This is a genomic window from Pseudoclavibacter terrae (assembly GCF_008831075.1).
In the GTDB taxonomy this organism is placed as follows: Bacteria; Actinomycetota; Actinomycetes; order Actinomycetales; family Microbacteriaceae; genus Pseudoclavibacter; species Pseudoclavibacter terrae.
Window position 1 is genome coordinate 319,869 of record NZ_WBJX01000002.1, and the last position, 25,873, is coordinate 345,741.

General features: G+C 69.5%; 22 protein-coding genes. 17 read left to right on the forward strand and 5 right to left on the reverse strand.

What is annotated here, in order from left to right:
* The first annotated feature begins 118 nt into the window (after positions 1-118).
* Together F8O03_RS07750 and F8O03_RS07755 are read left to right on the forward strand one after the other, a co-directional pair.
* Positions 119-1,393, forward strand: a complete 1,275-nt coding sequence (locus tag F8O03_RS07750) for an LLM class flavin-dependent oxidoreductase (RefSeq protein ID WP_151423369.1) — start codon at positions 119-121, stop codon at positions 1,391-1,393.
* On the forward strand, positions 1,390-2,787 hold the full coding sequence (locus F8O03_RS07755; protein WP_151423370.1) for an NtaA/DmoA family FMN-dependent monooxygenase: 1,398 nt from the start codon (positions 1,390-1,392) through the stop codon (positions 2,785-2,787). Before F8O03_RS07750 ends, F8O03_RS07755 begins: the two co-directional genes overlap by 4 nt.
* A 41-nt stretch (positions 2,788-2,828) precedes the next feature.
* Here F8O03_RS07755 and F8O03_RS07760 read toward each other — a convergent pair whose 3' ends face one another.
* Complete coding sequence (locus F8O03_RS07760; RefSeq protein WP_151423371.1) at positions 2,829-3,527, reverse strand: MarR family transcriptional regulator; 699 nt, start codon at positions 3,525-3,527, stop codon at positions 2,829-2,831.
* Between the two features lie 60 nt (positions 3,528-3,587).
* Between F8O03_RS07760 and F8O03_RS07765 the strand changes: the two genes are divergently transcribed.
* From F8O03_RS07765 to F8O03_RS07800, 8 genes are all read left to right on the forward strand, one after another.
* The gene (locus F8O03_RS07765) at positions 3,588-4,472 is read left to right on the forward strand and encodes a VOC family protein (RefSeq protein ID WP_151423372.1); all 885 of its coding nucleotides are present in this window, start codon (positions 3,588-3,590) and stop codon (positions 4,470-4,472) included.
* Positions 4,469-5,116: an alpha/beta hydrolase gene (locus tag F8O03_RS07770; protein ID WP_151423373.1), complete on the forward strand. Its 648-nt coding sequence runs from the start codon at positions 4,469-4,471 to the stop codon at positions 5,114-5,116. Before F8O03_RS07765 ends, F8O03_RS07770 begins: the two co-directional genes overlap by 4 nt.
* Before the next feature lie 119 nt (positions 5,117-5,235).
* Positions 5,236-6,837 (forward strand): ABC transporter substrate-binding protein, encoded by a 1,602-nt coding sequence (locus F8O03_RS07775; RefSeq protein ID WP_151423374.1) that lies wholly within the window; start codon positions 5,236-5,238, stop codon positions 6,835-6,837.
* 3 nt (positions 6,838-6,840) lie between these two features.
* Positions 6,841-7,878, forward strand: a complete 1,038-nt coding sequence (locus F8O03_RS07780) for an ABC transporter permease (protein ID WP_151423375.1) — start codon at positions 6,841-6,843, stop codon at positions 7,876-7,878.
* Positions 7,875-8,870, forward strand: coding sequence for an ABC transporter permease (locus tag F8O03_RS07785; protein WP_151423376.1), 996 nt, complete (start codon positions 7,875-7,877; stop codon positions 8,868-8,870). Before F8O03_RS07780 ends, F8O03_RS07785 begins: the two co-directional genes overlap by 4 nt.
* Complete coding sequence (locus F8O03_RS07790) at positions 8,867-10,531, forward strand: dipeptide ABC transporter ATP-binding protein (protein WP_151423377.1); 1,665 nt, start codon at positions 8,867-8,869, stop codon at positions 10,529-10,531. The genes F8O03_RS07785 and F8O03_RS07790 overlap by 4 nt, the downstream gene beginning before the upstream one ends.
* On the forward strand, positions 10,528-12,570 hold the full coding sequence (locus F8O03_RS07795) for an FAD/NAD(P)-binding protein (RefSeq protein WP_208851823.1): 2,043 nt from the start codon (positions 10,528-10,530) through the stop codon (positions 12,568-12,570). Before F8O03_RS07790 ends, F8O03_RS07795 begins: the two co-directional genes overlap by 4 nt.
* On the forward strand, positions 12,497-13,285 hold the full coding sequence (locus F8O03_RS07800) for a DUF1684 domain-containing protein (protein ID WP_151423378.1): 789 nt from the start codon (positions 12,497-12,499) through the stop codon (positions 13,283-13,285). The genes F8O03_RS07795 and F8O03_RS07800 overlap by 74 nt, the downstream gene beginning before the upstream one ends.
* A gap of 85 nt (positions 13,286-13,370) precedes the next feature.
* Here the strand turns inward: F8O03_RS07800 and F8O03_RS07805 are convergent, their stop codons facing one another.
* Complete coding sequence (locus tag F8O03_RS07805; protein WP_104252807.1) at positions 13,371-13,799, reverse strand: RNA-binding S4 domain-containing protein; 429 nt, start codon at positions 13,797-13,799, stop codon at positions 13,371-13,373.
* Positions 13,800-13,925: 126 nt separating this feature from the next.
* On the opposite strand from F8O03_RS07805, the gene F8O03_RS07810 reads away from it, so the two are divergent.
* The gene (locus tag F8O03_RS07810; protein WP_151423379.1) at positions 13,926-14,498 is read left to right on the forward strand and encodes a CDP-alcohol phosphatidyltransferase family protein; all 573 of its coding nucleotides are present in this window, start codon (positions 13,926-13,928) and stop codon (positions 14,496-14,498) included.
* On the opposite strand, the gene F8O03_RS07815 is transcribed toward F8O03_RS07810, so the two are convergent.
* Positions 14,470-15,285: a DUF3097 family protein gene (locus F8O03_RS07815; protein WP_104252968.1), complete on the reverse strand. Its 816-nt coding sequence runs from the start codon at positions 15,283-15,285 to the stop codon at positions 14,470-14,472. The two genes, F8O03_RS07810 and F8O03_RS07815, sit on opposite strands and share 29 nt — an antisense overlap.
* A 236-nt stretch (positions 15,286-15,521) precedes the next feature.
* On the opposite strand from F8O03_RS07815, the gene F8O03_RS07820 reads away from it, so the two are divergent.
* From F8O03_RS07820 to F8O03_RS07830, 3 genes are all read left to right on the forward strand, one after another.
* Positions 15,522-16,022 (forward strand): FHA domain-containing protein, encoded by a 501-nt coding sequence (locus tag F8O03_RS07820; RefSeq protein ID WP_104252809.1) that lies wholly within the window; start codon positions 15,522-15,524, stop codon positions 16,020-16,022.
* A gap of 44 nt (positions 16,023-16,066) precedes the next feature.
* Complete coding sequence (ftsR, locus tag F8O03_RS07825) at positions 16,067-16,714, forward strand: transcriptional regulator FtsR (RefSeq protein WP_151423380.1); 648 nt, start codon at positions 16,067-16,069, stop codon at positions 16,712-16,714.
* A gap of 271 nt (positions 16,715-16,985) precedes the next feature.
* Complete coding sequence (locus F8O03_RS07830; protein WP_104252811.1) at positions 16,986-17,528, forward strand: MerR family transcriptional regulator; 543 nt, start codon at positions 16,986-16,988, stop codon at positions 17,526-17,528.
* On the opposite strand, the gene F8O03_RS07835 is transcribed toward F8O03_RS07830, so the two are convergent.
* Positions 17,525-18,409 (reverse strand): ParA family protein, encoded by an 885-nt coding sequence (locus F8O03_RS07835; RefSeq protein WP_151423381.1) that lies wholly within the window; start codon positions 18,407-18,409, stop codon positions 17,525-17,527. The genes F8O03_RS07830 and F8O03_RS07835 overlap by 4 nt on opposite strands.
* 77 nt (positions 18,410-18,486) lie before the next feature.
* Between F8O03_RS07835 and F8O03_RS07840 the strand changes: the two genes are divergently transcribed.
* The 3 genes from F8O03_RS07840 to def are packed head-to-tail and all read left to right on the forward strand — an operon-like array spanning position 18,487 to position 23,868.
* Positions 18,487-21,909: a pyruvate carboxylase gene (locus F8O03_RS07840; RefSeq protein ID WP_151423382.1), complete on the forward strand. Its 3,423-nt coding sequence runs from the start codon at positions 18,487-18,489 to the stop codon at positions 21,907-21,909.
* Positions 21,902-23,308 (forward strand): mycothione reductase, encoded by a 1,407-nt coding sequence (locus tag F8O03_RS07845; RefSeq protein WP_151423383.1) that lies wholly within the window; start codon positions 21,902-21,904, stop codon positions 23,306-23,308. The genes F8O03_RS07840 and F8O03_RS07845 overlap by 8 nt, the downstream gene beginning before the upstream one ends.
* The gene (gene def, locus F8O03_RS07850; RefSeq protein ID WP_151423384.1) at positions 23,305-23,868 is read left to right on the forward strand and encodes a peptide deformylase; all 564 of its coding nucleotides are present in this window, start codon (positions 23,305-23,307) and stop codon (positions 23,866-23,868) included. The genes F8O03_RS07845 and def overlap by 4 nt, the downstream gene beginning before the upstream one ends.
* Positions 23,869-23,907: 39 nt before the next feature.
* On the opposite strand, the gene F8O03_RS07855 is transcribed toward def, so the two are convergent.
* Positions 23,908-25,728: an AMP-dependent synthetase/ligase gene (locus F8O03_RS07855; protein WP_151423385.1), complete on the reverse strand. Its 1,821-nt coding sequence runs from the start codon at positions 25,726-25,728 to the stop codon at positions 23,908-23,910.
* Positions 25,729-25,873 lie beyond the last annotated feature (145 nt).

Genomic DNA, 25,873 nt, shown 5'->3' on the forward strand with positions numbered 1-25,873 from the left:
CGGTGACGCGCCCCGACGCCCGGCCTCCACGCACGGACCTACGATCGGGCAACTCCACGCACCGTCAGCACCTCTGCTCCGGCGTTCGTGGGGCCCACGATCCCGTGAGAGAGGCACCATGACGAGACGCCAAGGACCCGGACGATTCACGGTCGGACTCGCCCTCCAGGGAGCTGGCTGGCATCCGGCCGCCTGGACGGTCCTCCCGCGCGGTGACGGCACCAGGCTCACCGAGCTCGGCTACTGGCGCGACCTCGTGCAGCACGCCGAACGAGCCGGCATCGACTACGTCACCTTCGAGGACGCCTACCAGATCGAGGGGGGCGCCCCAGACTGGGAGGCGCCCCGCGACCTCGCCGAGGTGTCGCTCGACGCGACCCTCCTGGCAGCGTCGCTCGCACCGCTCACGAAGCGCATCGGGCTGGTCCCGACCATCGGTCTGACGCACGCGGAGCCCTTCCACGCGGCCACGAGCATCCAGACCCTCGACCACGTCTCGCTCGGCCGTGCCGGACTGCGCGCGAAACTGAGCGCGAGTGCGGCCGAGGCCGCGAGCTTCGGCCGCAAGAGCTCGCTCGGCCTCGACGCGATCTTCGCGGAGGGCACCGACGCGGTCGAGGTCATCCGCCGACTCTGGGACAGCTGGGAAGACGACGCCGTCATCCGCGACGAGAGCACCGGCCGCTTCATCGACGCCGATCGCCTGCACTACGCCGACTTCGAGGGAGAGCACTTCAGCGTCAAGGGGCCATCGATCGTGCCCCGCTCACCGCAGGGCCAGCCCCCCGTCTTCGCCCTCGCGCAGGCCGAGGAGTCGTTCGACTTCGCGGCTCGGCAGGCAGATGTCGTGTTCATCACTCCGGGTCGCTCGACGGTCGCGGAGCTGGTGGCGACCATCAGGGACGCGGAGCTGCGTGTGGGCCGCACGGGGGAGCCGCTGCGCATCGTCGCCGACCTGGAGATCTTCCTCGGCGACGAAGACGGCTCCACCGAAGAGCACTTCCGCGCCCTCGACGAGCGTGTCCGCGCGGACTCCGGGTATCGCAGCGACACGAGGGTCGTCGTGCGCTCGAACGTCATCACGGCAGAGCTCATCGCGAAGTACGCCGACGCTGGCCTCGACGGCGTCCGCGTCCGCCCGCTCACGCACGGCGACGTGGCCGAGTTCGTCGACCGCGTTCGGCCGATGCTCGAGGCCAGGGGCATCGTCGCGCCCCCGAACCCGCGCGAGAAGTCGCCGAGCCTTCGAAAGACGTTCGGCCTCGTCCCTCGGCCGGCCAACCGGTTCGCAGCCTCCCACGCGGAGCGGCCCGGAACCGCAGGCTCCGCAGCGACTCGCGCTCCCAGGAGCTCCACGCAGGCGGCACCCGCACGAAAGGCACACCGCGCATGACCAGCTCACCACTCAAGCAGGTCCACCTCGCCGCGCATTTCCCCGGCGTCAACAACACCACCATCTGGACCGACCCGGACGCCGGGAGCCAGATCGACCTCGCCTCCTTCCGCACCTTCGCGGAGACAGCGGAGCGCGGCAGGTTCGACTACCTCTTCCTCGCAGAGGGGCTGCGGCTCCGCGAGCACAAGGGGCGCATCCACGAGCTCGACGTCGTCGGTCGCCCCAACACGCTCGTGATCCTCGCCGCCCTCGCGAGCCTCACCACCCACATCGGGCTCGTCGGCACGCTCTCCTCCACCTTCAACGAGCCCGCCGACCTCGCACGCCAGCTCGCGACGCTCGACCACCTCTCCGGTGGCAGGGCGGGCTGGAACGTCGTCACCTCAAGCGACGCCTTCCATGGCCAGAACTTCCGCCGCGGTGGCTTCCTCGAGTACTCGGAGCGCTACGAGCGCGCCGAGGAGTTCGTGCGGCTCTCGAAGCGCCTCTGGGACTCCTGGGAGTCCGACGCGATCGCTGCGAACCCAGGCCGTGGAGAGTACCTGCGCCAGGACGGCGTGCAGCGCATCAACCACGTCGGCAAGCACTTCGACATCGAGACCATCTCGAACGTGCCGCGAAGCCCGCAACGGTACCCGGTCATCGTGCAGGCCGGCGACTCGCCGGCGGGGCGCGACTTCGCATCCGCGAACGCCGAGATCATCTTCTCGCTGCACGCGGCCTTCGAGGACGGCAAGCGGTTCTTCGACGACGTCAAGTCCCGCCTCCCCGCCGTCGGGAGGTCGAAGGACTCGCTCCTCATCATGCCCGCCGCGACCTTCGTCGTGGGGGACTCCGAGGCGGATGCACGCGAGCGGTCCCGCGAGGAGGCACTCGCCCAGATCAGCCCGCAGACGGCGATCGCGATGCTCGAGCAGGTGTGGGGGAGGGACCTGTCCGACGTCGACCCGGACGGGCCGCTTCCCGACCTCGAACCCGGCGACCAGCTCATCCGTGCCGGTCAGGCCAACGACCTCTCCAAGCAGCGCGCCCAGATCTCGAAGTTCCGGGAAATCGCGGAGCGCGAGTCGCTCAGCGTCCGAGAGCTCATGCTGAAGCTCAACACGCGCCACACGTTCGTCGGAACCGGCTCCCACATCGCCGACGAGATCTCACGCTACGTGCAGGGCGGTGCCGCGGACGGGTTCGTGATCGTCCCCTCCCTCATCCCGAACGGGCTCGACCGGTTCGTGGACGAGGTCATCCCCGAGCTGCAGGAGCGCGGCGTGTATCGCGAGGAGTACACGCCGGGAGCGACCCTCCGCGAAACCCTCGGCCTGCCGTCCGAGCCGCCGTCGGCGGAGGCACCGAGCGGTCAGCTGCTCGGCACAGGAGGTGCCGTCGGGGCCTGAGCTCCCGGCGCGTGGACGAGTGCCCCGAGTGCGCCGCGACGTCAGCGCTGGAGCGGCGCGAGGCCTCGCGCGTCGAGCGCGGTCTCCAGAAGGCCGACGGCCCTCGGCCCCACGCCGTGCAGCGACAGGAGGTGCTCGCGGCTCGCTCCAGCGACGTCTCCGAGCATCGTCTGGCCAGCCTCCGCCAACGCGCGCGTCGCCGGAGCGCCGATCCCGAGGCGCGCGAGCGGTTCCGCGTCGCCCGTCGAGGGCTCGGCGGGGCCCCGATGCACGCCGAAACGGTCCTCTGGGTCGATCCGGCCCAGCAGCTTCTGGGAGAGGCGGCCGAGCGTGCTGAACTCCTCCGGGGTGAGGGCGTCGACGATGAGCTCGCGCACCTTGGCGACGTGCCCTGGCGCGGTCTCCTCGAGGAACGACATCCCCTCGTCGCTGAGCTTGGCGATCTTCGCCCGGCGATCGTCTGGGTGGCTCGTGCGCTCGACGTAGCCTCGCTGCTCGAGACCGAGGACGACCCTGGAGAGGCGGGGGAGCGTCGCGTTGGTGCGCGTCGCGAGGTCGGTCATCCGCAGGCTGCGCCCCGGCGATTCCGAGAGTACGGCCATCACGAGGTACTCGTAGTGCGTGACGCCGGCGTCATTGCCGAGCTGAGTGTCGAGTGCCCCCGGGAGGAGCTCGACGACCCCGATGAAGTGCAGCCACGAGTGCTGCTCGTCTGCGGTCAGCCATCTGGGTTCGGTCATTGCCCCATTGTCCCGACTTTTAGTTGTAGATGCAAGTTTTTGAGTGCTACGGTTCCTGGCATGACGACAACAGACGGCGACAAGCTCGACGCAGGCACCGGCATGGGCCTCGTCTCCCTCCACGTCGGCGACCTCGCCGCGCAATCCGAGTACTACCGAACTGCCCTCGCGCTCGAGCCGATGGCTGAGGCCGACGGCGAGATCACGCTCGGCCGTGGGCAGACTCCGCTGGTGCGCCTGCGCCACACCCCGGGCCTCCCGATTCCTTCGCGCCGTGCCGCTGGGCTCTTCCACACGGCGCTCCTCTTCGAGACGCCGAGCGACCTCGCCGCGACGGTCTACCGAGCCGCACAGCACAAGCGCTCGCAGTTCGTCGGCTCCTCCGACCACCACGTGAGCGAGGCGTTCTACTTCACCGATCCGGAGGGCAACGGCATCGAGCTCTACACCGACCGGCCCCGCGACACCTGGCTCGACGCCTCAGGCCGCATCGCCATGTCGACCGAGTTCCTCGACCCGAACGCCTACCTGCGCGCCAACCTCGTCGAAGCGACCGCGGATGCGCCGAACACCGCAGCAGCCGACGTCGGCCACGTGCACCTGCAGGTCGGCGACGTCGACACCGCTCGAGGGTTCTACGTCGACACCCTCGGCTTCGAGACGACCACGACCTATCCGGGTGCCCTCTTCGTGAGCGCAGGCGGCTACCACCACCACGTCGCCCTCAACGTGTGGAACAGCGCGGGAGCCGGCCCCCGAGCCGCGACTCTCGGACTCGGCCAGCTCACCATCGAGGTGCCTGCCCGCGACGAGCTCGATGCGGTCGCCGACCGACTTCGGGGCGCAGGCCTGCAGTTCGCGGATGACGGCGCCTCCATCACCGTGCTGGACCCGTGGCGCTCCGAAGTGGTGCTGCGAACACGCGACCAGGCGGTCGCCGCATGAGCCACCTCGCCATCACGACGGCCCTCACCTCCGCTGGGGGAAGCCTTCAGGACGAGGCGACCGCCCGTCCGATCCTGCTGCTCATGCACGGCTACGGCTCCCACGAGGACGACCTCACCAGCCTCCTCCCGTCACTCGGCGACGCCTTCGCCTGGGCCTCGCTCCGCGCGCCGCTCGTTCTCCGCGAGCAGACACCCGCCGAGGTCGGCTCGTACGCGTGGGTGCCCATCGAGCGCCCCGGGCTCCCGGACCCGGCGCAGGCCGCGGCCGCGACCCACGCAGTGCTCGCCTGGCTCGACGAGCACACGCCGCCGACTGCGAGCATCATCCCCGTCGGGTTCTCCCAGGGTGGGCTCATGGTGACGCAGCTCCTCCGACGCGACCCGCAGCGGTTCGCGCGGGGCGCCGTGCTCTCCGGCTTCTCCCTCCAGGGCGAGCAACCCGGTGACGCCGAGCTGGCACGCATCCGCCCGCCGGTGTTCTTCGGTCGCGGAGACCGGGACCAGATCATCAGCGACACGACCTTCGAGCGCACCACGGGCTGGCTCGCGGAGCACGCCACCCCGACGGAGAAGGTCTACCCGGGGCTCGCGCACGGCATCTCGCCGCAGGAGCTCCAGGACCTCGCGGCGTTCCTCGCCTGAGGACCTGCCACGCGGAATGTGACCCCGCGTGTCCCCCTGGTACTCGAGATTTCGGCCGCCCGCTTCCGCTGGCGGCCGTCTTCCTAGTCTCTGGACATCCCCACCACGAAGGAGTCCAGATGACCCGCTCGACCAGATCCCTCTCCGCTGCCGCCCTCGCTGCGGTCGGGATGATGGCCCTGGCGTCGTGCGCCGGGCAGTCCGGGGCGACTCCGGCGGCGGATGCGGACCCCGTGCAGGGCGGCAACCTCCGCGTCGGCATCCTCAGCGACATCGGATGCATCGACCCAGCGCAGGTCGGCAACAACAACAACGTCAACATCGCCCGCCAGACCGTCGCGTCGCTCACGACGCAGGACGTCGAGACGGGTGAGGTGCTGCCGTGGCTCGCCGAGTCGTGGGAGATCTCCGACGACGCCAAGGAGTTCACCTTCACCCTCGCCGAGGGCCCGACCTTCGCCGACGGCACGCCGATCGACGCGGAGGCCGTCAAGGCCAACGCCGAGGGCATCCAAGCGCTCGGCGCGAAGTCGCCGCTGGGCAATCTCTACCTGGCCGGCCTCGAATCGGTGACGGTCGTCGACCCGCAGACCGTCACCTACACCTTCGCCGAGCCGTCCGCGCAGTTCCTGCAGGCGACCTCGACCTTCACGCTCGGGCTCGTCTCCACGGAAAGCAGCAAGCTCAGCCAGGAAGAGCGCTGTGCCGGCAACCTCGTCGGTTCCGGCCCGTTCTCCGTCGAGTCGTACACGCCGAACGCCGAGACCGTGCTCACCGCGCGCGAGGACTACGCGTGGGGTGCGTCCACGACCGGGAACACCGAGCGTCCCTACCTCGACACCATCACGTACTCGGTCATCCCAGAGGCCTCGACCCTCACCGGCTCGCTCCAGTCCGGTCAGCTCGACGTGTCGACCGACGTGTCCTTCGTCGACCTCGACCCGCTCAAGAGCGCCGGAGCGACCGTCGAGAACCGGGCGAACCCGGGCGTCGTGTACAACCTCATCCCGAACGCCTCCCACCCCATCCTCTCGGACGAGAAGGTGCGCCTCGCCGTGCAGAAGAGCATCAACCGCGAGGAGCTCCTCGCGCTCCTGACGCCGGAGGACAGCCCGGCGACGAGCGTGCTCGCAACCTCGACCCCGTACTACAGCGACAAGAGCGACATCCTCGAGTTCAACACCGAGGAAGCCGCCAAGCTGCTCGACGAAGCAGGCTGGACCGAAGGAGCCGACGGCGTCCGCGAGAAGGACGGGCAGAAGCTGACCTTCGAGCTCGCCTACTGGCAGCCGACCACGAACGTGCTCGAGCAGGTGCAGGTGCAGCTGGCAGCCGTCGGCATCGACCTCCAGCTCCGCGAGGCACCCATCGCCGACGTCACTGCCATCAACGACGGCACGCAGCCGTTCACCTGGGCAAACATCACCCGCGCCGACCCGGACGCGCTGCGCATCTTCTTCTCGGCCGAAGGCGGCAACAAGTACAACTACCGCGAGGTGGGCCCGATCGACGAGGTCCTCAACTCGCAGGCGGCCGTCATCGACGCGGATGCGCGCCAGACCTCGGTCGACGACGCCGTCACGCAGCTGCTCGAGGAGGGCTACGCAGTTCCCGTCATCCAGCTGTCGACGAACCTCGTCCAGGCGCCCGGCGTGCAGGGCACCCAGTTCGAAGCGTCCAGCCGACTCGACTTCTCGGCAGCCTGGAAGGCCGCGGAGTAGTTCATGGTCCGCTACTTCGCTGGCAGGCTCGCCCTGGGGATCCTGGTCCTCTGGGCGGCCTTCACGCTCTCGTTCCTCCTGCTCTACCTTCTCCCCGGTGACGCGGCCGCAGTGGCCGCGGCCGGTGGAGGTGAAGGCGCGGCCGATCCTGCGGCCGTCGAGGCGCTGCGTGCGGAGCTCGGGCTCGACGCCCCGTTCCACGAGCAGTACCTCGCGGCCCTCGGCGGGGCCCTGGTGCTCGACTTCGGCAGCTCCGTCCAGAACGGCATCCCGGCAACCGAGGTACTTGCCCGCGCCCTCCCGTCCACGGCCACGCTCGCTGGCGCAGCGCTTGTCCTCTCCATCGTCGGCGGCGTCGGCCTCGCGCTCGTCAGCAACCTCGTCCGGTCGTCCTGGCTGCGCGGCATCCTCCAGTCGCTGCCGTCGCTCGCCATCGCCGTCCCGACGTTCTGGCTGGGCCTGCTGCTCCTGCAGGTCTTCTCGTTCCAGCTCGGCTGGGTGCCGGCCTTCGGAAGCACCGGAATCGTCGGGCTCATCCTGCCCGCGCTCACGCTGTCCATCCCGACGGGGGCCTACCTCGCGCAGGTGCTGACGCGCAGCCTCCACGAGACGCTCGCGCGGCCGTTCGTCGAGCAGGCGAGGGCCAAGGGCGCGGGAGACACGCGCATCCTCGTCCGCCACGCTCTGCGCAACGCGGCCCTCCCGACCCTCACGATCGGCGGCGTGCTCGTGGGCCAGCTCCTCGCCGGCACCGTCGTCACCGAGACCGTCTTCTCCCGCGACGGCATCGGCCGCATGATCGTGACGGCCGTCGCGAACCGCGACATCCCGCTTGTCATGATCGCTGTCGTCTTCGCCGCGGTCGTGTTCGTCGTGACCAACCTCATCGTCGACGCGCTCTACCCGCTCATCGACCCGCGCCTGACGCATTCCACGAAACAGCAGCGCCCCTCGTCGAAGGGGCGATCAACGCCCCAGCCGACGCCCGGGCTCGTCCCGAACGAGCCGGCTGCCGCGAGGAAGAACGAGGTCCCAGCATGAGCCAGCGACTTCTCGAGACCGAGCCGGGCCTCGCCCCGCTCAGCCGCACGGAACGCTACGTCGCACCCAGCGCCGGGGACAACCCGGAACACCGGGACGCCCCGGACGGGCGAGAACAGATAATCGCTGAGCGGACGCCGCAGCCGGTGCCGGAGGCGGTCAAGCCGTCGTCGTTCGCACGCTTCAGCGGCCTCCTGCGCCTGCCGTCCCTCATCCTCGCGCTCGCCGTGCTCGCCACGGTCATCGCCTGGGCGATCATCCCGTCCGTCTTCACGCCGTACGACGCCATCAACGGCACGCTCCTCGACCGCCTGCAGCCGCCGAGCGCCGCGCACCCGTTCGGGACGGACAACCTCGGGCGCGACACGCTCGCTCGGTTCATCTTCGGGTCGCAGACCACGCTCCTCGCCTCCGGCCTCGCCGTGGTCATCGCCCTCGGCACCGGCGCGCTCCTCGGCCTGCTCGCGGGCTACCTTCGCGGGTTCGTCGACGAGGCGATCATGCGGTTCATGGACGTGATCCTCGCGATCCCGGCGCTGCTGCTGTCCCTCACGATCATCACGGGGCTCGGCTTCGGGACCCTCAACATCGCCATCGCGGTCGGCCTCGCCTCGACCGCGGCTTTCGCACGCATCATGCGCTCACAGGTGCTCTCGGTGGCGACGGCCGGCTACATCGAGGCCGCGAAGCTGTCAGGTGCCCGCTGGCCGAGCATCATCTTCCGCCAGGTGCTGCCCGCCGCGATCACCCCGGTGCTCGCGCTGGCCGCCATCGAGTTCGGCGCAGCGGTGCTCGCCATCTCCGCGCTCAGCTTCCTCGGCTTCGGCGCCCCGCCGCCCCAGCCCGAGTGGGGCGCGCTCATCTCCGAGGGCCGCGACTACCTGCAGGCCGCCTGGTGGCTCACGACGCTGCCCGGCCTCGTGATCGTCGCGGTCGTGCTCTCCACCGCCCGCCTCTCCCGCTGGCTCCAAGACCGAGGAGACCGCTCATGACCGTAACGCAGTCACCCACCGCCGGCGGGGGTCCCGCCGAGCCACTGCTCTCCGTGCGCGGCCTGCAGCTCGCCTACAAGGGGGCCACGACGCTCGCCGTCGCCGGCGTCTCCTTCGACGTCTACCCGGGCGAGCAGGTCGCGATCGTCGGCGAGTCGGGCTCCGGCAAGACGAGCGTCGCGAAGTCGATCGTCGACCTCCTCCCGTCGAGCACCGACGTCAGCGCGGATGCGCTCCGCTACGACGGACTCGACCTCACGGCCCTCACCCCGCTCGAGTGGCGCGCTGTGCGCGGCGCCCGCATCGGCCTCATCCCGCAGGACCCCTCGGCGTCGCTCAACCCGCTGCAGACGGTCGGCTCGCAGGTTGCCGAGGTGCTCCTCATCCACGGGCTCGCGACGAAGAAGGAGGCGCGGGCGCGGGCCGTCGAGCTGCTGGCGGATGCGGGCATCCCGGACGCCGCGAAGCGCGCGGCCCAGTACCCGCACCAGTTCTCCGGCGGCATGCGGCAGCGGGTCCTCATCGCGGCGGCGCTCGCCGCCTCGCCTGGCCTCATCATCGCGGACGAGCCGACAAGCGCCCTCGACGTGACGGTGCAGCGCCAGATCCTCGACCTCATCGCGGAACGCGCCGCCGAGGCCTCAACGGCGGTGCTCTTCATCACCCACGACCTCGGCGTGGCCGCCGACCGTGCGGACCGCATCCTGGTCATGCAGCACGGCGTGATCGTCGAAGCGGGACCTGCCGCTGAGGTGCTCGAGGACCCGCAGCACCCATACACGAAGCGACTCGTCGCGGCGGCTCCGACGAGGAACTCGACGAGGCTCGTGCCGGCGCAGGGCTCCCTCGCGGTAGACCGGAGCAGGCCCGTGCTCGAGGTCTCCGGCCTCAGCAAGGCCTTCCGGCTCCCAGGCGGGGCACGCGTGGATGCGACGAAGGACGTCGGGTTCTCGATCGCCCGCGGCGAGAGCTACGCGCTCGTCGGGGAATCGGGCTCCGGCAAGAGCACCACGGCGCGACTCGCGCTGCTGCTCGAACGGCCAGACCAGGGCAGCATCCGCCTCGACGGCGTCGAGGTCGCCGGAGCGCGAGGCGGCGCGCTCAGGGCCTTCCGTCGCAGGACGGGGCTGGTGCACCAGGACCCGTACTCCTCGCTCGACCCGCGGTTCACCGTCGCCGAGTCCATCGAGCAACCACTGCGCGCCTTCGGCGTCGGCGACAAGGCGTCGCGGCGAGCGCGCGTCCTCGAGCTGCTCGACGACGTCGCACTGCCCGAGAGCTTCGCCGAGCGGCGCTCCACGCAGCTCTCCGGCGGGCAGCGCCAGCGCGTGGCCATCGCCAGGGCGCTCGCGCTCAGGCCCGAGCTCATCGTGCTCGACGAGGCAGTGTCGGCGCTCGACGTCTCCGTGCAGGCACAGATCCTGCAGCTGCTGGTCGACTTGCAGGCGGAGCACTCGCTGAGCTACCTCTTCATCACCCACGACCTCGGCGTCGTGCGGCAGATCGCCGACAGGGTCGGCGTGCTCCGCGGGGGAGAGCTGCTGGAGGAGGGCACGGTCGACGAGGTCTTCGAGCGCAGCACCAACGACTACACGCGGGCGCTCGTCGACGCGATCCCGGGTGTGCGACCCGCCGAGCGAGTCCTGGAGGTCATCGCGTGACCTCAGCCGCCAGACTCGTCGACAGCGACAGCAGCAAGGGCGCGCGCTGCATCGCCGTGCTCGGCGCGGGCCCGCGCGGCGCCGGACTCCTCGAACGCATCGTCGCCAACTACGACGCCGACGACACCGGTCAGCTCGTCGTGCACCTCATCGACCCGCACCCGCCAGGCGCCGGGCGCATCTGGCGCGACGCGCAGTCCGGGCTCCTCAAGCTCAACTCGCTCGCGGCCGACGTCACGATGTTCACCGACAAGACGAGCACCATCGAGGGACCCGTCCGCGAGGGGCCATCGCTGGTCGAGTGGGCGCAGCTCGCGACGCGCGGCGCGCTGCCTGGGTACGACCTCGACACGGAAGCCCCGCAGCTCGCCGCGGAGATCCGGGCACTGGGTCCCGCGAGCTTCCCCACCAGGCGGCTCCAGAGCCGGTACCTCGGATGGTTCTTCGAGCAGGCAGCGGATGCCGCGCCGGAAGGGCTGACCGTGCTGGTGCACACCGCGCAGGTGACAGGCGTCACGACGCTCGAGAACGGCTCCCAGCGGGTCGAGCTCGATACGGGCGACGGGCTCACGGTCGACGTGGTCGTCTACGCCCTCGGCCACTCGGGGACACGTGTCCACGAGGGCACCAGGACGGCCGAGCTCAGCGACTTCGCGGCGCGCCACGAGCTCGCATACGTGCCGCCCTCGTTCACGGCAGACGCCGACTTCAGCGCCGTTCGAGCGGGGGAGCCCGTCATCGTCCGCGGGCTCGGACTCGCCGCCGTGGACCTGCTCGTGCTCCTCACCGAGGGCCGGGGCGGGGCGTTCGTGCGGAGTCCGGACGAGGGACGCCTGACGTACCTTCCCTCAGGACGCGAGCCGCGCATCCTCGTCGGCTCCAGGCGCGGCGTCCCGTACCACTCGAAGGTCACCAGCGTGCTGCAGGGAGAGCCATTCGAGACGCGCTACTTCACGCCGGACATCGCGCGGGAGGTCGTCGCGCGGCACGACATCCTCGACTTCCGCGCGCACTTCTGGCCGCTGCTCGCGAAGGAGATGCTGCACGGCTACTACCGGGAGCTGTTCACGGGCCACCCGGAGCGCGTCCGCATCTCCTGGGTCGAGTTCCGGGCGGAGCTCGACCGTTTCGGCGCGCAGTCTCCAGAACTGCACGACGCGGTCATCGCCGCGCTCGTCGACCCAAGCGACGAACTCGACATCGCGACCTTCGACCACCCCCTTCGCGGGGCCACCGCCACCGACGTCGGGTCGGTCTCAGCCTCGCTGCACGCGTACATTCGCGAGGACCTGCGACGCAGGAACCGGCAGGAGCACAGCGAGAGCCAGGGGCTCTTCCTCGCGCTCCTCTTCTCGTACATGACCTTCGTCGAGTTCCAGGACGCACCCAACTGGTCACCCGCATCCCTCGCGGGGGACGTGCGCGTCTGGTGGAAGGGCTTCTTCAGCTACGTCGCCTCCGGTCCACCCGGGCACCGCCTCGACGAGCTCCTCGCGCTCAGCGAAGCCGGTGTCGTGCATTTCCTCGGAGGCGACCTCCGAGTCTGGGAAGACGAGGAGACCGGGTCGTTCCGCGCGAGAGGCAGCACGCTCGAGCGGGAGGTCTCGGCCCGCGCGCTCATCGACGCCTGGCTCCCGGACTCCGACGTCGCGCACACCGACAACGACGCCCTGCGCCAGCTCCTCGCGTCCGGTGAGGGACGCGAGCGCGTCGCCGTCACGCCGGAGGGCAGCCTCGCCACCGGCGTCATCGAGGTACGGCGCGCTGACTCGCGCATCGTGCGGGCCGACGGAACCGCGCATCCGCGACGGTTCGCCGTCGGTCCGTACACCTCGAATCCGTTCGTGGGCGCCTTCTCGCGCCCGAGGACCAACGCCGTGTCATTTCGCGAGAACGACGCCGTCGCGCTGAGTACCTTGAGACTTGTCGGCGACATCAGCAGAGAGAACCAGGATCGGGAGCAGCATGACCACGCAGCAGAGCACCACCACCGGAGACCAGTTCGGCAAGCGCTGGGCGGCCTGGCACGACAGTCGTGAACGCGCGGTCCGAGCACCGTACGGGCCCGCGGCGCTCGTCGCCACGAACTGGCTGGCCGACGGCATCGAACTCGAGCTCGACACCGTAGCGGGGGCCTGGACGATCACGGACGGGGCCGTCGTCGGCACGGGGCTCGCCTCGAGCGGGTACACCGACGCTTCCGGCGAGGCGGTCGGGGACCGGGTCGCGCTCACCGCGGGAGAGGAGCTCCGCGACGGCGAGCGCATCCTCCGTGCCTTCGCTCGCGACGACCAGCGGGCGCTTCGCGTGCTGGACCCGGGAGCGCCCGGACGCGCGGCGCTGCTCGGCATCGACAGCTACGCACCCGGTCACGACTACGTCGTCTCCGCCACCTTCCGCCCGTCGACCGAGCAGGTCGACGTGCTCCAGGCCGACGGCTACGTCTCCAGGAAGGACCTCGGCGGGAAGCTCGACTTCACGCTGGGCGGAGCCCAGTTCTCGATCGACGCCGACCACTCGGAGGCTGGCCTGCAGGTTGTCTTCGCGGATGCCACCAGCGGCGACGAGAGCTACCGTTTCCGGTTCCTCACCGTCCCAGCGCCAGAGGCCGATGGGTCGACGACGATCGACTTCAACCGCGCCTACCTGCCGCCGTGCGCCTTCAGCGACCAGTTCGTCTGCCCGACGCCGGCCGCAGACAACCGCCTCACGGTGCCGGTGCGAGCGGGGGAGCGCAACGCCATCACGGCGTAGGACTCGACGTTCCCGGCTGGGGCCTCGTCCCGCTGGAGGTCGATTCGGGCACGGATCGACGTCGCCACGGCCGCCGGCCGCCCGCTCACTCCTCCGCGCCCCAGGGCTCCGGTTCGATGTCGCGACCGCGGATGCGATCGATCTCGCGCCGCTCGCGCTTCGTCGGCCTGCCGGCACCACGGTCGCGGAACGCGATGGGCGCGGCGAACTCCCGCGGGGGAGGCGGCGGCGAGTTGTCGATGAGGGCCTTCGCCGCGATCGGCGCGCCGACGCGCTTCTTGAGTAGCTGCTGCGCGACCAGGATCCGGTCACGATCCGTGCGCACGCGAACCTCGTCGCCGACGTGGATGCGCTGGGCGGGCTTCGCGCGGTCGCCGTCGATCTTCACGTGCCCGGCCTTGCAGGCGGCCGTGGCGGCGCTGCGCGTCTTGAAGATGCGCACGGCCCAGAGCCAGACGTCGACGCGCACGGATGCGGGGCCGGCTTGCGGGGAGCCATGCTCGTCGGGGTCCATCCGCTGATGGTAGCGAGTCCGAGCTCGTCCGCGAATCGCGGTCCGCCGTCGGCGTACGACGCGATCATCCCGGCGACACGCTGGTCCACCCAGTCGCTGGGGTGCGGCCGCTGAGAGAATGTGCGCATGGTGAGCAGAGAGCCGGAGGCCCCGATGCGGTGGGTGACGCTGCCGAACGCCATCTCGGTGGCTCGGCTGCTCGTCTTCGTGCCGCTCACGATCTGGCTCGCCGCCGATGGCAGAGCACTCGCGGCGACCCTGAGCCTCGCTGCCTTCGGCGCGACCGACTGGATCGATGGGTTCCTCGCCCGCCGCCTCGGGCAGGTCTCACGAGTGGGGGAGATCCTCGACCCGGTCGCGGACCGACTCGGCATCATCGCCATCGGCCTCGGGCTTGCGCTCCTGGGCTACTTCCCGTGGTTCGTCCTCATCACGATCTTCGTGTGCGACGTGGCTCTGCTCGTGATCGGGCTCACCCGCCTCGACCGCGTCCGCGAGGGGAGGGTCAACCTGCTCGGCAAGGCCAGGTCGGCGTTCATCATGGTCGCGATGCCGCTCCACCTGCTCTCCTACGCCGCTCAGGTGCCAGCTGAGCCCCTGCGCGGCATCACGTGGTGGATGCTCGCGATCGGCACGGTGCTGCACGTCGCCGCTGGTGCGGTCTACGCCGTCAGGTACCTGCGCCGCCGGGCTCCGTGACGAAGTCGATGAGCTCCTCGACGCGGCCAAGCAGCGACGGCTCCAGGTCGCGGTAGTCGCGGACCTGCTCGAGGATGCGCTGCCACGCCCTCGCGGTGTCCGCCTGCTCCTCGGCAGGCCAGCCGAGCGCCCGGCAGATGCCCTTCTTCCAGTCCTGCCCACGGGGGATGACCGGCCAGGCCTTGAGCCCGAGGCGCTCGGGCTTGACCGACTGCCACACGTCCACGTACGGGTGCCCGACGACGCGGACGTGGGATGCGCCGAAGCGCTTCGTGATGTCGTCCGCGATGCGCTGCTCCTTGGAGCCCTTGACGAGGTGGTCGAGCAGCACGCCGACGCGCCGCGTCTGGCTCGGGCCGAAGACCGTGAGCACCTCGGCGAGGTGGTCGGCGCCCTGCAGGAACTCGACGACGACGCCGTCGATGCGGAGGTCGTGGCCCCAGACCTTCTCGACGAGCTCGGCGTCGTGCTTTCCCTCGACGAAGATGCGACCCGCTCTCGCGGTGCGGGCCTTCGCGTCGGCGACGTGGAACGACCCGGATGCGCTCCTCGCGCGCCCGGACGGCTGCTTGGCGACCGGAGGGCCGAGGAGGACCGGCTCGTCCTCGAGGAGGAAGATCGAATCGGCCGGGAAGGCCTTGCGCTGCCCGTCGAAGTCCAGCAGCGTCACGGTCTGCTTGTTGGCCGAGGCGAGGCGCCCGTAGAAGCCCGTAGCCGCGTCCTCGAGCCACATGCCGCTCGCCATGGGGACCTTGCGCGTCAACGGGGCGGATTTGCGCGCCCGCATCTGTGCGACGGGATCACCGCCGTAGCGGTCGTCGGATGCGTTCTCGTCAGAAGAAGACAGGTGTGCCACCCAGGGAGTGTACGCCGAGGGTGAAAACCGGCAACGATTCGGTCGCTCGTTTCGACAACACTCAGTCGTCTGACGCACAATGGCTGGCGGTGCTTGTGCAGTTCACCGACCGGAATTCGGGCACCCCCGATTCCGCTACGCTTGAGCACCGACTCGAGGAGGCAAATATGGCTGGGTCTGACGCTGAGGCGCGAACCCCTGACGGCGACGGCGTCGTCGATGAGCAGACGCAATCGTCGACGATGTCGTTCACTGGCGATTTCAGCGCGCAACTCGCCGCGCTCATCGCCGGCGGTGTCTCGAAGGAGGAGATGGAGTCGATCAGCGCCCTTCCCTCCGGCTCCGCGCTCCTGATCGTGCGCAGGGGCTCCAACGTCGGGGCCAGGTTCCTGCTCGACACCGACCTCCAGGTCGCCGGTCGCCACCCGAACGCCGAGATCTTCCTCGACGACGTCACCGTCTCTCGTCGTCACGCTGAGTTCACGAGGCACGGCCGCGAGTTCCACATGCGCGACCTCGGGTCGCTCAACGGCACCTACTACAACGGCGAGCGCATCAACTCTGCAGTGCTCACGAACGGCGGAGAGGTGCAGGTCGGCAAGTTCCGCCTCACGTTCTACAGCTCGCCGCTCGACACGAGCCTCACGTCCGCGTCTGCCGGGAACTGACGGTGGCCGCTATCGCGGCGGCTTCTTCCAGTGGACAGGGCCGCATGCTCAGCATCGGACAGGTCCTCCAGCGGCTGAACGTCGAGTTCCCCGAGCTGAGCCCGTCGAAGCTGCGGTTCCTCGAGGACAAGGGTCTCGTGCATCCCGAGCGCACGCCCAAGGGCTACCGCAAGTTCTCCGCCGCCGACGTCGCTCGGCTACGCGAGGTGCTCACCATGCAGCGGGACCTCTATCTGCCGCTCAAGGTCATCGCTGAGTACTTCGACGCGCTCGACCGTGGACTCGAGCCGGAGCTCCCGGGTTCGAGGGCACCGCAGCGGCAGACGATGCTCGCTGCCGGCACCGTGCTGGACCGCGCACAGCTCCTCGAGCGCTCCGGCGCGAAGCCCGCCCTCCTCGAGCAGGCCGTGAGCGCTGGGTTGATCCCGGCGGCCAGCCGGTACCAGGACGACGAGCTCACGATGCTGAGCACGCTCGTCGAACTGGAGAAGGTCGGTATCGAGCCGCGACACCTCCGACCGTTCCGCGCCGCAGCGCACCACGAGTTCGGTCTCATCGAGCAGGCCCTGTCGACAAGCACTCGACGGGCGCGTTCGGGTGGCGAGACGCTCGAGCGGGCCCACGAGCTGGCTGAGCACCTCGAATCCGTCCGGAGATCGCTCATCCGCCAGGCCGTCCGCGGTCGCAGGTAGGTTCACCCTCCACTTGAACGTCAGGTGGATTCGAACGGCGCGAGCTCTCGTCGCGACACGCCGCTGCTCGCATCCTGAAGCCCGAGATTCAGGGCGAGACGGCTCGGGATCACATCGTTGTCGTTCGGAAGTAGCCGAGTCGCACGCGCTCCAATAGAATCAACTCAGACGGCTCGGGACTTACCTCAAGTTCCCCTGTGGTAAGACCCACTGCTTCCGCCCCAGTGCTACTGGGAGCTGAGCCAGTCGAAAACGTGTGAAAGGTGCAGGCATGAGCGAGCAGGGACAGGGCGACGCGCCAACCGGCGGCGAGTTGGTCTTCACCGACGGCATTCCGGACCTCGATCCGGGTTCCGGCTACCGCGGCGCCGTTGCCGCGCGGGCCGCCGGCATCACCTACCGCCAGCTCGACTACTGGGCTCGGACAGGCCTTGTCGAGCCGACCGTGCGCGGTGCGAAGGGGTCTGGCTCCCAGCGTCTCTACTCGTTCAGGGACATCCTCGTCCTCAAGCTCGTGAAGCGACTCCTCGAGACCGGCATCTCGCTCCAGCAGATCCGCACCGCAGTCGACCAGCTGCACGAGACCGGCGTCGTCGACCTCGCGCAGACGACCCTCATGTCCGACGGTGCGAGCGTGTACCTCTGCACCTCGAACGACCAGGTCATCGACCTCGTGCACCGCGGCCAGGGCGTCTTCGGCATCTTCGTCGGCCAGGTGCTCCGCGAGGTCGAATCGACGCTCGTGGACTTCGAGCAGCAGACCATCGACCCTGTTGACGAGCTCGCCGCTCGCCGCGCAAGTCGCGCCAGCTAGCCGCCGGACGCCGCGCCCTCGTTCTTCGACCGGCCCCGCTGACGCCCACGCGTCACCGGGGCTTCGTCGTCGGTGCCGGCCGCGTTCGCGTATGGGCCGAGACGCCCCGCGCGCATGATGCGCTCGAGGAGCGTGTCGAAGCTCGCGGCCATCTCCTCGGCGGAGCTCCCGGGCCACAGGTGCACGGGCTTCGCCGCGCCAGTGGCCTGCTGCAGCGACGTCCGCTCTGGCAGTGCGGGGGAGAGGACAAGCGGTCCGAACATGTCGCGCAGCTCGCCGAGCCTGAACTGGTGCTCGATCGACTGATGCTTCGCTCGGTTGACGATGATGCCGAGCGGCTGCAGCCTCGGCGAGAGCTCGCGCCTGATCTCGTCCACGGCGCGCAGAGCGCGGTCCGCGGCCGCCACCGAGAAGAGTCCCGGCTCCGTCACGACGGCGACGCGGTCAGAGGCAGCCCAGGCTGTCCTGGTGAGGGCGTTGAGGGATGGCGGGCAGTCGATGAGGACCAGGTCGTAGTCGGCTTCGACGATGGCCAGGGCCTCCTCGAGGCGCCAGATCTCGCGGATCGACGGGTTCGGGGTGTCGAAGCTCAGCGCTGCCGGGCTTCCGACCATGAGGTCGATGACGCCGTGGCCCCCCTCGCCCCACGACGAGCGGGCGATCGCGGCCCGCACGGTGCTCGGCTTGGGAGAGCGGAGGACGTCGGCGATCGTGGCGCCATCCTGTGCGCGCGCGTCGAGCCCGGTCGAGACATCCGACTGCGGATCGAGGTCGACGACGAGGGTTCTGAGCCCGCGGGCCCATGCGGCGGAAGCGAGGCCAAGGGTCACCGTGGTCTTGCCGACGCCGCCCTTGAGGGAACTGATGCTGAGGACGAACACCAGCCCAGGCTACATTCACTAGGCTGGCGTCACGTTGCTGCATGCCCCTGTCGTTGTTGTCGGAAGGTGGAACACCGGTGTTCAAGAAGATCCTGGTTGCCAATCGAGGCGAGATCGCCATTCGCGCATTCCGTGCTGCTGTGGAGCTCGGAGCCCGGACGGTGGCGGTGTACCCCTACGAGGACCGCAACTCGCTTCACCGCCTGAAAGCTGACGAGGCCTACCAGATCGGCACCGTGGGACAGCCGGTCCGGGCCTACCTCGACGTCGCGGAGATCCTGCGAGTCGCGAAGGAATCCGGCGCAGACGCGATCTACCCCGGCTACGGCTTCCTGAGTGAGAACCCAGAACTCGCGCGGGCCGCCCAGGAGGCGGGAATCGCCTTCATCGGGCCGCCCCCTCGCGTCCTCGAATCCGCCGGCAACAAGGTCACGGCCAAGAACCAGGCGATCGCCGCGGGGGTGCCGGTGCTCGCTTCAAGCCAGCCCTCCACCGACCTCGACGCGCTGTGCGCCGCCGCCGACGAGATCGGCTTCCCGATCTTCGCCAAGGCGGTCGCGGGCGGAGGCGGGCGGGGGATGCGCCGCGTCGAACGCCCGGAGGACCTGCGCGAAGCGCTCGAGTCCGCGATGAAGGAGGCGGACAGCGCCTTCGGCGACCCCACCATGTTCGTCGAGCAGGCCGTGCTCCGCCCGCGCCACATCGAAGTCCAGATCCTCGCCGACGAGCACGGCAACGTCGTGCACCTCTTCGAGCGCGACTGCAGCGTCCAGCGACGCCACCAGAAGGTCGTCGAGATCGCGCCTGCGCCCAACCTCTCGCAGGAGGTGCGGGCGCAGCTGTACGCCGACGCGGTCGCCTTCGCCAAGTCCATCGACTACGTGAACGCCGGCACCGTCGAGTTCCTGCTCGACACGGCCGGCCCACGAGCCGGGCAGCACGTGTTCATCGAGATGAACCCGCGCATCCAGGTCGAGCACACGGTCACCGAGGAGGTGACGGATGTCGACCTCGTGCAGGCGCAGATGCGCGTCGCCTCCGGCGAGCGCCTCGACGACATGGGGCTCGAGCAGCACCAGCTGGAGCTGCACGGCTTCGCGCTGCAGTGCAGGATCACGACCGAGGACCCGTCCCAGGGGTTCCGGCCGGACACGGGCGTCATCACGACCTACCGCTCAGCCGGAGGTTCCGGCATCCGCATCGACGGCGGCACCATCGCGACGGGAGCCGAGGTGCTGCCGCACTTCGACTCGATGCTCATGAAGCTCACGGCCCGCGGGCGCGACTTCCCGGCCGCGGTGCGGCGCGCACGACGCGCGCTGTCCGAGTTCCGCATCAGAGGCGTCGCCACGAACATCCCCTTCCTCCTCGGTGTGCTCGACGATCCCGACTTCCAGCGCGGCGACGTCGCGACCGACTTCATCGAGAAGCGCCCGGGTCTGCTCGAGTACCGTCGCCCCGGCGACCGCGGCACGAAGATCGTGAACTGGCTGGCCGACGTCACGGTCAACGCGCCACACGGCGTGCGCCCGACTTCCGTCGAGCCGCGGACGAAGCTGCCCGCGCTCGACAACTCCGTCCCGCTTCCCGCCGGGCGGCGCCAGGAGCTCCTGGACCTCGGCCCCACGGGGTTCGCAGCCCAGCTCCGCGCCGAGAAGCGCCTCGCGGTCACAGACACCACCTTCCGTGACGCCCACCAGTCGCTGCTCGCGACGCGCGTCCGCACCCGCGACCTCGTCACAGCGGCGCCCTACCTCGCGAGACTCACGCCCGAGCTGCTCTCTATCGAGGCCTGGGGCGGCGCGACCTACGATGTCGCGCTCCGCTTCCTCGGCGAGGAGCCGTGGGAGCGCCTCGCGAGTCTCCGCGAAGCCGTCCCGAACATCCCGCTCCAGATGCTGCTGCGGGGCCGCAACACCGTCGGCTACACGCCGTACCCGGAGGCCGTGACGAAGGCGTTCGTCCACGAGGCGACTGCCACCGGTGTCGACATCTTCCGCATCTTCGATGCCCTCAATGACGTCTCCCAGATGCGGCCAGCGGTCGATGCGGTCCTGGAGACGGGAACGGCTGTCGCCGAGGTTGCTCTCTGCTACACGGGCAACCTCGCCGACCCCGGCGAGCCGTTCTACACGCTCGACTACTACCTGCGCCTCGCGGAGCAGATCGTCGACGCGGGCGCCCACATCATCGCCATCAAGGACATGGCCGGGCTGCTCCGTCCGCAGGCAGCCTCGAAGCTGGTCACCGCGCTCCGCGACCGCTTCGATCTGCCCGTGCATCTGCACACGCACGACACGGCTGGCGGACAGCTCGCCACACTCCTCGCCGCCAGCGAGGCCGGCGTCGACGCCGTCGACGTCGCGAGTGCGCCCATGTCGGGCACGACCAGCCAGGCCAGCCTCTCCGCGCTCGTCGCCTCCCTCGAGCACACCGAGCGGGACACCGGCATCAGCCTCACGAACGTCACAGACCTCGAGCCCTACTGGGAAGCGGTCAGGCTCGTGTACCGTCCCTTCGAATCCGGGCTCCCGGGTCCGACCGGTCGTGTCTACAAGCACGAGATCCCGGGAGGTCAGCTGTCGAACCTCAGGCAGCAGGCCATCGCGCTCGGCCTTGCGGACCAGTTCGAGCGCATCGAGGACATGTACGACGCAGCCGACAAGATCCTCGGCCGCATCCCGAAGGTCACGCCGTCCTCGAAGGTCGTGGGCGACTTGGCCCTGCACCTCGTGGCCGTGGGCGCAGACCCGGCCGATTTCGCGGAGAACCCCGGAAAGTACGACATCCCGGATTCGGTCATCGGCTTCATGGCCGGTGAGCTCGGGGAGCTGCCGGCCGGATGGCCGGAGCCGTTCCGCAGCAAGGTGCTCGAGGGGCGCGACGTCAGGATCGAGGTCACACCGCTCTCCGACGCCGACGAGGCAGGACTGGCGGGGGACAGCCTCGAGCGCAGACGGACCCTCAACCGCCTCCTGTTCCCGCAGCCGACGGCGAGCTACGAGGACACCGTCCGGCTCTTCGGCGACCTCTCCGTGCTCGACACCCTCGACTACCTCTACGGGCTCGAACCGGGCGAGGAGCACGTCATCCACATCGGCAAGGGCGTGCAGCTCTTCGTCGGGCTCGAAGCCATCGGCGAGCCCGACGCGGATGGCATGCGCACGGTCATGGCGACCCTCAACGGGCAGCTGCGTCCGGTCTTCGTCCGCGACCGCAGCATCAAGGTCGACACCATCGAACGCGAGAAGGCCGACAGTGGCAACCCCGGTCACGTCGCCGCGCCGTTCTCCGGAGTCGTGACGCTCCGCGTCGAGGTCGGCGAACGTGTGGCGCAGGGGCAGACCGTCGCGACCATCGAGGCCATGAAGATGGAGGCCGGCATCACGGCCCCTGTCGCGGGCGTCGTCGAGCGCCTCGCCATCTCCTCGCCGCTCGAGGTCGGCAACGGCGACCTGCTGGTCGTCGTCCGCCCTGGCGCTGAGCGTGCAGATGACTGAGCGCCCTGCCGCCGAGCACTTCGACCTGCTCATCATCGGCGCAGGCTCCGGCAACACGCTCCCACCAGGCGACGAGGACGGGCCGAAGACGGCCATCGTCGATGACGGTCCGCACTTCGGCGGCACGTGCCTCAACGTCGGGTGCATTCCAACGAAGATGTTCGTGCACGTCGCCGACGTGGTTCGGAACGCACGGGACGCGCAGCGGCTGGGCGTCCATGACGTCCGCCTGCGTCCCTCATGGCCGGAGGTGCGCGACCGCGTCTTCGGGCGGATCGACCAGATCAGCGAGGGCGGGGAGAGCTACCGGGAGCACGGGAACCCGCGGGTGACGCTCGTGCGCGAGCGCGTCGAGATGCTCGGTGACCGCGAGGTGCTGACCGCCTCCGGGCGGAGGCTGAGCGCGGAGACGCTGGTCATCGCTGCGGGCAGCCGGGCACGCCACCACGATGTGGTGCCCCTCAGCTCGCCGCTCGTGCACACGTCGGACACGATCATGCGCATCGACGATGCGCCGCGCCGCCTCGCCATCATCGGCGGTGGGTCGATCGCATCGGAGTTCGCGCACGTCTTCAGCGCCTTCGGCTCCGAGGTCACGCAGCTCGTGCGCGGGCGCGTGCTCTCCTCGCTCGACGCGGACGTCGCCGCGACGTTCACGGAGGCCGCCCGCGAGCGTTGGCGTGTCGAGACCGGCACCTCCGTCGTCGACTTCTCCGAGGACGGTCGAGTCGCGACGCTCACGACCGACGCGGGGGAGCGGATCGAGGTCGACGCCGTGCTGGTGGCGATCGGCCGCATCCCCAACACGGATACGCTCGGCACCTACGAGGTCGGCTTCGACCACCACGATGACGGCCGGTTGCGAGTGGACGCCTACCAGCGTGTGCTGCGTGACGGCCACCCGGTCCCCGGAGTGTTCGCGCTCGGTGACATCGACTCGGAGCACCAGCTCAAGCACGTCGCCAACCACGAGGCGAGAGTCGTCGCGCACAACATCGCCGTCGAGTCCGGGCGCCGTCTTATGAAGAACACGCTGGGCCCCGTGCCGGACGTGGTCTTCACCGACCCCCAGATCGCGAGCTTCGGAGTGACGCTCGAGCGCGCCGAGCAGCTGGGCTACGACGCATTCGAGGTCATGCACCACTACGGTTCCACCGCGTGGGGCTGGGCGCTCGAAGACCAGCGGAGCTTCTGTAAACTCGTCATCGCGCGGGGCAGCGCGACCATCCTCGGGGCACACATCGTGGGTCCTGATGCGGCGGTCCTGCTCCAGCCCCTCGTCCTCGCGGCGAGCTTCGGGCATTCCATCAGGGGCCTCGCGCGTGGCCAGTACTGGCCTCACCCCGCAGCGAGCGAGGTGGTCGAGAACGCGCTGCTGCGCGCCGAGGAGGAACTGTGACCGTTCGCCCCATCCGCTACTACGGTGACCCGGTGCTCCGCACGCCCGCCGAGCAGATCACCGTCATCGATGACCGCATCCGCAGCCTCGTCACCGATCTGCTGGACACGACATCGCTCGAGGGGAGGGCCGGCGTCGCCGCGCCGCAGATCGGCGTGGGACTCGCGGCCTTCTCGTACAACATCGACGGTGCGACCGGCTACGTGCTCAACCCGGTGCTCGAGAGCGCCTGGGGCGAGCTCGACGAGATCGACGAAGGCTGCTTGTCGGTTCCTGGGCTCTGGAACAAGACATCGCGGTACGAGCACGCGCGAGTGACCGGCATCGACCTGGACGGCGAGCCCGTGGTGCTCGAGGGGTCCGGGCTCATGGCGCAGATGCTGCAGCACGAGACCGACCACCTCAAGGGCGTGGTCTACATCGACACGCTGGCTCCGGAACACCGGAAGGCCGCGATGCGCGAGATCCGCGGCAGCGAGTGGTTCGCGCCGGCGACGGCGGCCAGTGCGTCCAAGGCGGGCACGAGTACAGCAAGCGCCTTCGGCCGCCCGACTCGCTGAGGGGCATGGCCGAAGGCGCAGGATCGCTGCTCTGACGATCTACTTGAGCGTGATGCCCTGCGTCGCGGGGGCTGCGTTGTAGATGCCCTCGATGATGCCTCGATACTTCTCGAGGATCACGTGGCGCTTGATGGACATCTTCGGCGTGAGCGTTCCGTTGGCTTCCGTGAACTCCCCGTCGAGCACGACGAACTTGCGGATCGACTCGGCCCGCGAGACGCGCGTGTTCGCGCGATCGACCGCGTGCTGGATCTCGGCGAGCACCTTGGGGTGCTCGGCCGCCTGGGCGACCGTGAGCTCCGGGTTCTCGCCGTTGTTGCTCAGCCAGGTCTTCAGCATCTCCGGGTCGAGCGTCACGAGCGCGGAGATGAACGGACGCTGGTCGCCGACGACCACGATCTGCCCGACGAGGGGGTCGGCGCGAATCGGGTCCTCGAGCGCCGCGGGGGAGACGTTCTTCCCGCCGGAGGTGACGATGATCTCCTTGATGCGACCGGTCACCGTGATGTAGCCGTCGTCGTCGATCGAGCCGAGGTCCCCGGTCTTGAACCACTCGCCGTCGAACGCCGCGGCGGTCGCCTCGGGGTTCTTCCAGTACTCGCGGAAGACGTTGATGCCCTTGACCTGCAGCTCGCCGTGCTCGTCCGTGCGCACTGCGACGCCGGGCAGCGCGGGGCCGACGGTCCCGATCTTGGACTTCTCGGCGAGGTTCACGGACGCGGGGGCCGTCGTCTCGGTGAGGCCGTAGCCCTCGAGGATGTTCACGCCGATGGCGCGGTAGAAGTGGCCGAGGCGCGAGCCGAGCGGGGCCGAGCCGGAAACGGCGTGCTTGACGCGCCCGCCCATCACCTCCCGCAGCTTCGAGTAGACGAGCTTGTCGAAGAGCTTGTACTGGAGCCCGAGCACGAGGGGCGTGCGCCCGGCGTCCTGCGACTCCGAGTAGCGCACGGCGACATCGGCCGCCTTCCGGAAGATCTTGCCGCGGCCGCCGGCCTCTGCCTTCTGCTCCGCCGAGTTGTAGACCTTCTCGAACACGCGGGGCACCGCGAGCAGGAAGGTCGGGTGGAACGTGCCGAGGGACTCCACGAGCTTCGTGGTGTCGTGCTGGTGCCCCACCTTCACGCCGCCGTAGATGCAGAGCACGGAGATGAAGCGGGCGAAGATGTGGGCGAGCGTGATGAACAGCACGGTGGATGCGCCAGGGTAGATGAGCGCGCCGAGCGGGTCCTTGACGTTCCGGCAGAGCTCGACGAAGTTCGAGTGCGTGATGACGCAGCCCTTGGGTCGTCCCGTGGACCCTGACGTGTAGATGAGCGTCGCGATGTCGTCGCCGTTCGCGATGGCGCGCCTGCGCTCGATCTCCGCATCGTCGACGCCAGCTCCGAGGCGGATGAGCTCCTCGATGGCACCGGCGTGCAGGGCGTAGCGCACGCGCAGCGTCGAGACGGTGTCGGCGATCTCGTCGAGCTTGTCGTCGTGCTCGGGGAGCTCGGAGATGATGCCGACGGCCTCCGAGTCCTCGAGGATCCATTCGATCTGGGCAGAGGAGCTCGTCTCGTAGACGGGGACCATGACGGCGCCCGCGTACCAGAGCGCGAAATCGACGAGCGTCCACTCGTAGTTGGTCTTCGCGACGAACGCGATGCGCTCGCCGACCTCGACGCCCGCGGCGACGAAGCCCTTCGCGAGGTCGTTCACCTTGGCGTGGAACTCCTTGACGGAGACATCGCGCCAGCGATCGCCGTCCGGAAGTCCGAAGAGGGCGAGATCCGGCGATTCTCGAAGTCGGTACTGGAGCAGGTCGGTGGTGTTCCAGCTCGGCTCCGGGCTGACTACGGCGGGGGTCTCGGATAGCTTCATTGCAACTCCTGAGTGTGGTCCTGGTCGTGAGCCGCCTGAACGTCCATCGGCCAGTGTCGTCCGGCTTCACGTCCAGTGGCCTCCAACACTACCGTTTCGGACACGGCGAGCGGCGCACCGGTGCGTGGCATGTCCCGAGTACACT